Here is an 8,347-nt window from a genome sequence, read left to right as displayed (position 1 = left end):
GGCGAAGCCGCCGTCCCGGCAGCCGCGCCCTGGGGTGGGCCGTCGCCGCCGCCACCCTGATGCTGTTCTTCCTCGGGTTCGCGGAGAACTACTGGGAGGTCCCGCAGGCCATCCTGGTCGGGGCCATGCTGCTGAAGGCCGAGTACGCCACGATGGCGGCCCGGGCTATGCCCCTGGCCGAGCCCGGGCAGCGCCCCGGCATCCGGCGGGTCGCCGCGGCCCGGCCCGCCCCGACGGTGGCGTAGGGGGGAGCATGCGGGCCGACGCGATCGTGGTCGCCTACCGCTCTGGGGACGTCATCCGGCGGTGCCTGGAGGCCCTCCGGGCGGACCGCGCGGTCGACGCCATCGTGGTCGTCAACAACAGCCCCGGCGACCATACGGAGCGGCGGGCTCGGGCCGTGGACGGGGTCGTCTATCTCGAGTCCCCCGGGAACGTGGGCTTCGGCCGGGCCGTGAACAGCGCCAGGCCGTACGTGCGGCAGCCCCATGTCGTGCTGGCGAACCCCGACGCGATCCAGGAACCCGGGACCGTCCAGGCGCTGCTCGAGTTCCTGGAGTGGCACCCGCTGGCCGGAGCGGCCGCTCCCCGCATGACCACCGGCGACGGCACGCCGTTCCCGAACTCCCAGCGCGACCTCAGCCTCGGCCGCCTGGTCGCGGAAAGCGTCGGGCTCCCGGCGGCGCTCGGTGTGGCCCGGCCGCTCCGGGACCACCAGCGGGCGCACCGCACGGAGTACGTCATCGGGTCGTACCTCCTCGCCCGGGCCAGGGCCCTGGACCGGATCGGGTGGTTCGATGAGTCCATCTTCCTGTTCGGGGAGGACCTGGACCTGTGCCGGCGGATGCGACGGGCCGGCTGGGAGGTGTGGTTCGTCCCGGTTGGCCGGGTCCGGCACCTGTCGGGGCATTCCTGGAAGCAGCTGCCGGATCGGGCCCGGAGCCAGTTCATCGAGGCGCGGCACCGGGAGCTGGCCAAGGCCCGGGGCCCGGTCGAGGCGGAGGCCTATCGGGTGCTGGTGACGGCCAAGGAATGGGTAAATGGTCTGGGTGCGCGCGTGCGCCGCGTGCGCGCCCGGGAATCGCGCGTGTGGGCAGGGGGCAGCTGATGGTCAAGATCCGCTCCGTCGCTCTGGCCGGCGTCCTCCTCGTGGCCATGGGATGCTCGGCGGCCCCGGCCATCCCGGGAGCGGCCGGGGGCGGCGGGCCCGTCTCCGTGGCGGCGGGGTGCACGGTGGGCAAGGAGATCCACCCGTTCACGCCGCCGTTGCACGTGTGCGGGACCGCCATCGTGGATGCCCACAACCGGCGGACCCGACTGCTCAGCCTGAGCTTCGTCCATCTCGGTGTGGGCGACGGGACCGAGGGAACCACCGCGGACGGATGCCCGGGCTGGCAGCCGATCCCGTCCTTCGCCGCCTCCGACGTGAAGAGCTGGGGGTTCAACTCGGTCCGCGTGAACGTCTCGTGGGCGAACCTCCAGCCCAAGGGACCCCAGTCCTACAACCAGGCCTACCTGAAGGCTCTGGACGACGCGCTGGCCAGCTTCCGTGCGGCCGGCGTGCCGGTGATCCTCCAGATGTACCAGGCCCGGTGGTCGCCCGCGTTCAAGGGGCTCCCGCTGTCCGACGGGTCGATCCAGTGCGAGGGGTGGGGGCTTCCGGCGTGGCTGTACCCGAAGGGCGGCGGCCAGGCGGAGCTGGTGAAGGCGGAGAAGGCCTTCTTCTCGAGCAAGAAGCTCCAGCTCCAGTTCGCGGGGGCCTGGAAGTTCCTGCTCCGGCGCTACAAGAGCGATTCCAACATCGTCGCGCTCGACATCATGAACGAGCCGTACGACCTGCTGACCGGCCCCTACCCTCCGGCCCTGGTGAAGGGCCTCCGACCGGCCGACCTGAACCTGGCGGCGTTCTATGAGCGGGTGGCCAAGCAGATCCGAGCGGTGAACACGCGGGCCGTGCTGATCTTCGAGGACCACTTCAGCAGGCGGCTCGACACGTGGTCGGTGAACCGCAAGCCGCAGCTCTCCGACGCCGTGATGGCCGACCACTTCTACGCCCTCAACTGGGCCAAGGGCGCGCCCACCATGAAGCAGTCCGTGCAGCGGGCCGCGACGTTCCACGTCCCGCTGTGGATCGGGGAGTTCACGGCGTTCAACCGAACGATAGGGGATCCCTATCCGCAGTGGCAGGCCAGTCTGCGGAAGCTGATGGCGTTCTGCAAGAAGAACGGGGTGGGGTGGGCGGTGTGGCTGTACGGGGCCGGCGCGTTCGAGGAGCAGGACGACATCCACACGCCGAAGGCCGGGCTGCTTCCCATCCTGAGGGGTGGGTTCTGACGGCGACCGGTCGCCGGCTCCGGGTGCTCGTGGTGGGACAGACTCCCCCTCCCTTCCACGGCCAGGCCGTCGTGATCCGCGCGCTCCTGGATTCCCGGATGCCGGACGTCACGCTGGCCCACGTCCGCATGGCGTACTCGGATTCGATCGAGGAGGTCGGCCGGCTTCGGATCCGCAAGGGGGCCCACCTTGCGTCGGTGATCTGGAGGACCCTCAGCGCCATCCGGCGGTTCCGCCCCGACGTCGTCTACTACCCGCCGTCCCCCCGGCCGGTCCCCTTGGTGCGGGACGCCGTCACGCTCCTGGCCATCCGGCCGTTCTGCCCTCGGATCGTGTTCCACTTCCACGCGGGGGGACTGTGTGAGGCGCTCCCCCGTTACCTCCGGGTCCCGGTCGTGGGCAGGGCCGTGCGGCGTGCCTTCTTCCATCCCGACGGCGCGGTCATGCTGAGCCGGTGGTCGCCGCCAGACGGCCAGTTCCTGGGGGCCCGGCGCATCTACTACCTCCCCCACGGCATTCCCGACGAGGGCCGCCGGGCCGGGCCGGAACGCAGGTCACGGGCTCGCCCCCGGGTGCTGTTCGTGGGGTCCGTGACGGCCGCCAAGGGGGCCGACGACCTGGTTCGGGGGTGCCGGCTGCTGTGGGATGGCGGCCGCGACTTCGACGTCGTGCTCGTGGGGACGTGCCAGGACTCGTTCCGCCGCGAGCTGGAGCGGATGGCGGGACCGCACCGCGGGAGGATGCGGTTCACCGGAGCTCTGAGCGGCCAGTGGAAGTGGGATCGGTACGCGGAGGCGGACGTCTTCTGCTTCCCGTCGAAGCACCCAACGGAGTCCCTTCCGGTCGTGTGCATGGAGGCCGCGATGTTCGGCCTGCCCTCGGTGGCCACGAGGTGGAGGGGGATCAGGGACACGGTGGAGGACGGAGCCACCGGCTATCTGGTCGACCGGGACCGGCCGGACCAGATCGCCGATCGGCTCGACGGGCTCCTCGCCGACGCCGAGCTTCGCCGTTCCATGGGGCGGGCTGCCCGTGCCAAGTACGAGCGGGAGTTTCGCGCCGAGCGGTTCGCGGAGGACTGGCGCCGCGTCTTCCGCGAGGTCGCCCGGGGCGGGGACCCGACGACCTCCGGGCGGCCGGCGCAACACGGGCGGGAGCCCTCCACGCTTGCGGAGGTCCCCGCTTGAGGCAGCTGGCGGGACGGCGCGCTCCACACCCCGAGACCGTGGACGTGGCGGGCATCGAGGCGGAGCCCACGGACCGCTGCTACCTGTGCGGGATGCCGGGCCCGGTCGTGCTCCGGAGGCTCTCGGATCGGCTCGTCGGCGTGCCCGGGACGTGGAGCCACCGCCGATGCCCGGGGTGCGGGCTCCAGTGGCTGGATCCGCGGCCGACTGAGGCGGACATCCCGAAGCTCTACGCGGACGGGTACTTCACCCACCAGGAGGAGGCGTGGCGGCCCGGGCGGGTCCGTGAGTTCCTGACCCGCGAGATCCTGGCGGGCCGGTTCCAGTATCCGACGGTGGCGGGCTGGCGGGTCGGCCTGGGCCGGGCCCTGGCGGCGATGCCTCCCCTGGTCGACTCGGCGGGACAGTTCGTGCTGTGGCTCGACCGGCGCCCCGGGGGACGCCTGCTGGACGTGGGATGCGGGAGCGGCGACCTGCTGGAGCGCATGCGTGGCCTGGGGTGGGCGGTGCGGGGCGTCGAGCCCGACCCCGGGGCCCGGGAGGTGGCCACCCATCGCCTGGGGCCGGAGGTGGTCGCCCCCGACCTCGGGACCATCGTTTTGCGCGGGGAGGCCTTCGACGCCGTCTCGCTGGTCCACGTCATCGAACACGTTGCGGACCCGGTCGGGACGCTGGCGGCGTGCCGGCGGGTCCTGCGTCCGGGGGGCGTGGTGGTGATCCGCACGCCGAACCTGTGCAGCCTTGGCGCCCGGCTGCTCGGCGAGTTCTGGCTGGGGCTCGACGTGCCCCGGCACCTGTTCGTGTTCTCACCCGCCACCCTCCGGACCTGCGCGGAGCGGGCCGGCCTGGAGGTGCAGGAGATCAGGACTCCGGCCGTCATGGCCCGGACCATCTGGCATGCCGCCCGGCAGTTCCGTCAGCAGGGAGACCGGGAACCCACCGGCGCCATCCGCATGGGCCTGTCGGGGCTGCTGTTTCGGGGCGTGGAGGAGGTGGCCGTGAGGATGCGGCCGTTGGGGGAGGAGATCCTGCTCGTGGCGCGCGGGGGCTGAGATGAACCGCCCGAGCCGCCGGAGCGTGTGGGCGCTCGGGAAGCGGCTGAGCCTGGGCGTGGTGGACCAGTCGATCTCCAGCCTCACCAACTTCGTGGCGGCGGTGCTGGTGGCGCGGGCCCTGTCGCCGGCCGAGTTTGGGGCGTTCAGCGTGGCCTTCGCGGCGTACCTCGTCCCGCTCGGCATCTCCCGGGCCCTGGGCTCGGAGGTGCTGGTGGTTCGCTTCGCCGCCCAGTCGCAGGAGGACCGGCGCCGGGGGGTGCAGGCCTCCGCCGGTTCGGCCCTCCTGGTGGCCCTGGCCGGCAGTGCGGCCAGCCTGATCGGCGTGGCGTCCACCTCGGGACCGTTGCAGCGCACGCTCGTCGCGCTCGCCGTCACGCTCCCGGGGCTGCTCGTCCAGGACGCCTGGCGGTACGCCTTCTTCAACGAGGGCCGTGGAGGGAAGGCGGTCGCCAACGATCTGGTGTGGGCGTTCGCGCTGTTCCCCGCGCTGATCCTGCTGACGGATGCCGGGATCCTGAGCTCGTCACTGGCCTTCCTGGCCTGGGGCGGGTCGGGGACCGTGGCCGCCCTGGTCGGGATGGTCCAGGCCGGAACCCTTCCTCGCCCCGATCGCGCGCCGGCGTGGTGGCGGGCCCACCGGGACCTCGGCCCCCGCTACGTGGGCGAGTTCATGGCTTTCGGCGCCTATCAGGTGGCGGTCCTCGCCGTGTCGGTGGTGGCCGGCCTCGGCGCGGCGGGCGCCTTCCGGGCCGGCCAGCTCCTGATGGGCCCGATCACCGTCCTGTTCACGGGGGTGGGGCTGGTGACCATCCCGGAGGCGGCCCGCCTCGCCGCCATGTCCCTCGACCGGCTCCGACGGGCCATGGCGGTGCTCTCCTGGGGCCTGGCGGCTCTGGCCGCCGCGTGGGGCGCCGCGGTGGCCGTCCTTCCCGGCGCCGTTGGCCGGGGGATCCTGGAGCGGGCCTGGGGACCGGGGCACGCCATCGTCGTCCCCCTGGCCCTGGTGATGGTCGGGCTGGGGGCCACCGGCGGCGCCTACACGGGGCTGCGCGCGCTCGCGGCGGCCCGGAGAGGACTTCGCGCCAGGACCATCGCCGCCGTGCTCGTCCTCGCTTGCACGGTGGCAGGGGCCGCGGTGGACGGGGCGCGGGGGGCAGCCTTCGGCATGGCCGTGGCCACGTGGATGTCCCTGGCCCTGTACTGGTCGCAGTGGCGTCGCGCCCTCGACGAGTCCCGTCGCCGAGCGGCTCCCGCCGGTCGCGAACCCTCCTCCGCGGCTCCCCGGGGTTCGTGGGTATAGTTCCGAACGCTCATGCCGGAGAAGTACCGGATCATCGTGGCCAAGCCCGGTCTGGACGGGCACGACCGGGGCGCGAAGGTGGTGGCCCGGGCCCTCCGTGACGCCGGCTTCGAGGTCATCTACACGGGCCTGCACCAGACGCCCGAGCAAGTGGTGGAGGCCGCCATCCAGGAGGACGCCGACGGCGTCGGCCTCTCCATCCACTCCGGAGCGCACATGACCCTGTTCCCCAAGGTCGTGAAGCTGCTCCGCGAGCAGGGCGCCGACGACGTGGTGGTGTTCGGCGGCGGGATCATCCCGAAGGACGACATCCCGAAGCTCAGGGAGGCCGGCATCGAGGCGATCTTCACGCCGGGAACCCCCACCGGGGACATCGTGGCCTGGCTGAACGAGCGCCTGGCCCGAAAAGACCGGGCCCCGGCCGGCTGATGGACCTGTACGAGCACCAGGGCAAGGAAATCCTCGCCCGCCACGGCGTCCCGGTCCCGGACGGCGCCGTGGCCACCACGCCGGAGGAGGCGCGGGACATCGCGGAGCGCTTCGACGGGCGGGCGGTGGTCAAGGTCCAGGTCCAGATCGGCGGCCGGGGCAAGGGCGGGGGGATCGTCCTGGCGGGCTCGCCGGAGGAGGCGGAGGCCGCGGCCCGCCGGATGCTGGAGGAGGGCTTCCAGGGCACCCCGGTGTCCCGTGTGCTCGTGGAGCAGCTCGTCGACATCGCCGCCGAGTACTACGCCGCGCTGACGCTGGACCGCCGGGCCAGGAAGTATCTGGGGATGGTGTCGTCCGAGGGCGGGATGGACATCGAGCAGATCGCACGGGAACACCCGGCGGCGCTCCGGAGGGCGCACGTGGACCCGCTGTTGGGTATCCAGGCCTACCAGCTGCGGTGGCTGACGGGCGGCCTGCGGCCCGAGGCGCGCCAGGGCGCCGCCGACGTCCTGCGCAGGCTGTACGAGGTGGTGCTGTCGGCCGACGCCACCCTGGTCGAGATCAACCCGCTGGTGCTGCTGGCGGACGGCCGGGTGATCGCGCTGGACGCGAAGGTCACGGTGGACGACAACGCCCTGTTCCGCCAGCCGGAGATCACCGAGCTCCGGAGCAGCTTCCCCGTCGATCCCACGGAGGCCCGGGCCAGGGACAAGGGCCTCCAGTACGTGAAGCTCGACGGCGAGGTCGGGATCATCGGCAACGGCGCCGGGCTGGTGATGTCCACCCTCGACCTGGTGCAGCAGGCCGGAGGCCGCGCCGCGAACTTCCTGGACGCGGGGGGCGGGGCGGGCGCCGACGTCATGGCCACCTCGCTCGAGGTGATCCTGTCCGACCCCGACGTCCGGGCCGTCCTCATCAACATCTTCGGCGGGATCACCCGGGGCGATCTGGTGGCCCAGGGGATCCTGGAGGCGCTGGGCCGAGTCCAGGTGAACGTGCCCATCGTGGTCCGATTGGACGGCACGAACGCCGAGGAGGGACGCCGGATGCTCCAGGAGGCCGCCCACGACCGGGTGGTGGTGGCCGCGACGATGCAGGAGGCGGCGCAGCGAGCCGCCGACCTGGCCCGGAAGGCGGCGTAGGGTCATGGCCATCCTGATCGACGAGCGGACCCGCCTCGTGGTGCAGGGCCTGACGGGGGAGCAGGGGCGGTTCCACTCCCTCCGGAACCGGGAGGCCGGCACGCGGATCGTCGCCGGCGTCACCCCGGGCAAGGGCGGCCAGGACGTCGAGGGCATCCCGATCTTCGAGACGGTCACCGAGGCCGTGGCGGAGACGGACGGGAACACGGCGGTCGTCTACGTCCCGGCGCGGTTCGCCGCGGAGGCCATCCTGGAGGCGTCCGACTCCGGAGTCGACCTGGTCGTATGCGTGACGGAGGGCATCCCGGTGACCGACATGGCCCGGGTGGCCAGCCATATCGAGGGCCGAGGCCCCGTGCTGGTGGGCCCGAACTGCCCCGGCCTGATCTCGCCCGGGAACGCCAACGTCGGGATCATCCCGGCGGAGATCTGCCGGCCCGGACGGGTCGGCATGGTGTCGCGTTCCGGGACGCTGACCTACCAGATCGTGTACGAGCTGACCCAGCGCGGGATCGGCCAATCCACCTGCCTCGGCATCGGCGGCGACCCCGTGCACGGGATCGGGTTCATCGAGGCCCTGGAACGGTTCGAGGCCGACCCCGACACCGACCTCGCCGTGCTGATCGGGGAGATCGGCGGCGACGACGAGGAGCGGGCCGCGGAGTTCGTCGCCCAGCGCATGACCAAGCCCGTCGTCGCCTACATCGCCGGCTTCACCGCGCCGCCCGGCAAGCGCATGGGCCACGCCGGCGCCATCATCACGGGGTCCTCCGGTACGGCGCAGGCCAAGGCGGAGGCCTTCGAGGCGGTGGGGGTGAAGGTGGGACGCACGCCCACCGAGGTGGCCGAGCTGGTCGAAGCGGCCCTGGCGTGAGTCCAGGCCTCGCGCTGAGCTCTGGC

Annotated in this window: 9 protein-coding genes; all 9 read left to right on the top strand. The window is 72.6% G+C overall.

Translation table 11 applies throughout. The annotated features are described in order from the left end of the window. The coding region (locus M3Q23_14905; GenBank protein ID MDP9343349.1) for a hypothetical protein at positions 1-245 on the top strand (245 nt) is incomplete at its 5' end. A gap of 8 nt (positions 246-253) precedes the next feature. Continuing rightward, positions 254-1,108, top strand: coding sequence for a glycosyltransferase family 2 protein (locus M3Q23_14900; GenBank protein MDP9343348.1), 855 nt, complete (start codon positions 254-256; stop codon positions 1,106-1,108). Then, on the top strand, positions 1,108-2,334 hold the full coding sequence (locus M3Q23_14895) for a glycoside hydrolase family 5 protein (protein ID MDP9343347.1): 1,227 nt from the start codon (positions 1,108-1,110) through the stop codon (positions 2,332-2,334). The genes M3Q23_14900 and M3Q23_14895 overlap by 1 nt, the downstream gene beginning before the upstream one ends. 32 nt (positions 2,335-2,366) lie before the next feature. Then, positions 2,367-3,521: a glycosyltransferase family 4 protein gene (locus M3Q23_14890; GenBank protein MDP9343346.1), complete on the top strand. Its 1,155-nt coding sequence runs from the start codon at positions 2,367-2,369 to the stop codon at positions 3,519-3,521. Next, a complete protein-coding gene (locus M3Q23_14885) occupies positions 3,518-4,573 on the top strand; it encodes a class I SAM-dependent methyltransferase (GenBank protein MDP9343345.1) in 1,056 nt (351 codons plus the stop codon). Before M3Q23_14890 ends, M3Q23_14885 begins: the two co-directional genes overlap by 4 nt. Before the next feature lies 1 nt (position 4,574). Continuing rightward, the gene (locus M3Q23_14880; GenBank protein MDP9343344.1) at positions 4,575-5,876 is read left to right on the top strand and encodes a hypothetical protein; all 1,302 of its coding nucleotides are present in this window, start codon (positions 4,575-4,577) and stop codon (positions 5,874-5,876) included. A 12-nt stretch (positions 5,877-5,888) separates the two neighbouring features. Continuing rightward, positions 5,889-6,305 (top strand): cobalamin B12-binding domain-containing protein, encoded by a 417-nt coding sequence (locus tag M3Q23_14875; GenBank protein MDP9343343.1) that lies wholly within the window; start codon positions 5,889-5,891, stop codon positions 6,303-6,305. Then, the gene (sucC, locus tag M3Q23_14870; protein MDP9343342.1) at positions 6,305-7,447 is read left to right on the top strand and encodes an ADP-forming succinate--CoA ligase subunit beta; all 1,143 of its coding nucleotides are present in this window, start codon (positions 6,305-6,307) and stop codon (positions 7,445-7,447) included. The genes M3Q23_14875 and sucC overlap by 1 nt, the downstream gene beginning before the upstream one ends. 4 nt (positions 7,448-7,451) lie before the next feature. After that, positions 7,452-8,321 carry a succinate--CoA ligase subunit alpha gene (gene sucD / locus M3Q23_14865; protein ID MDP9343341.1) on the top strand — a complete coding sequence of 290 codons (870 nt, stop codon included), beginning with the start codon at positions 7,452-7,454 and terminating at the stop codon, positions 8,319-8,321. Positions 8,322-8,347: the final 26 nt, after the last annotated feature.

The organism is Actinomycetota bacterium (assembly GCA_030774015.1).
Taxonomy (GTDB): Bacteria; Actinomycetota; UBA4738; order UBA4738; family JACQTL01; genus JALYLZ01.
Note: the sequence above shows the minus strand (reverse complement) of the source record. Positions and strands in the feature narration are given on the sequence as shown.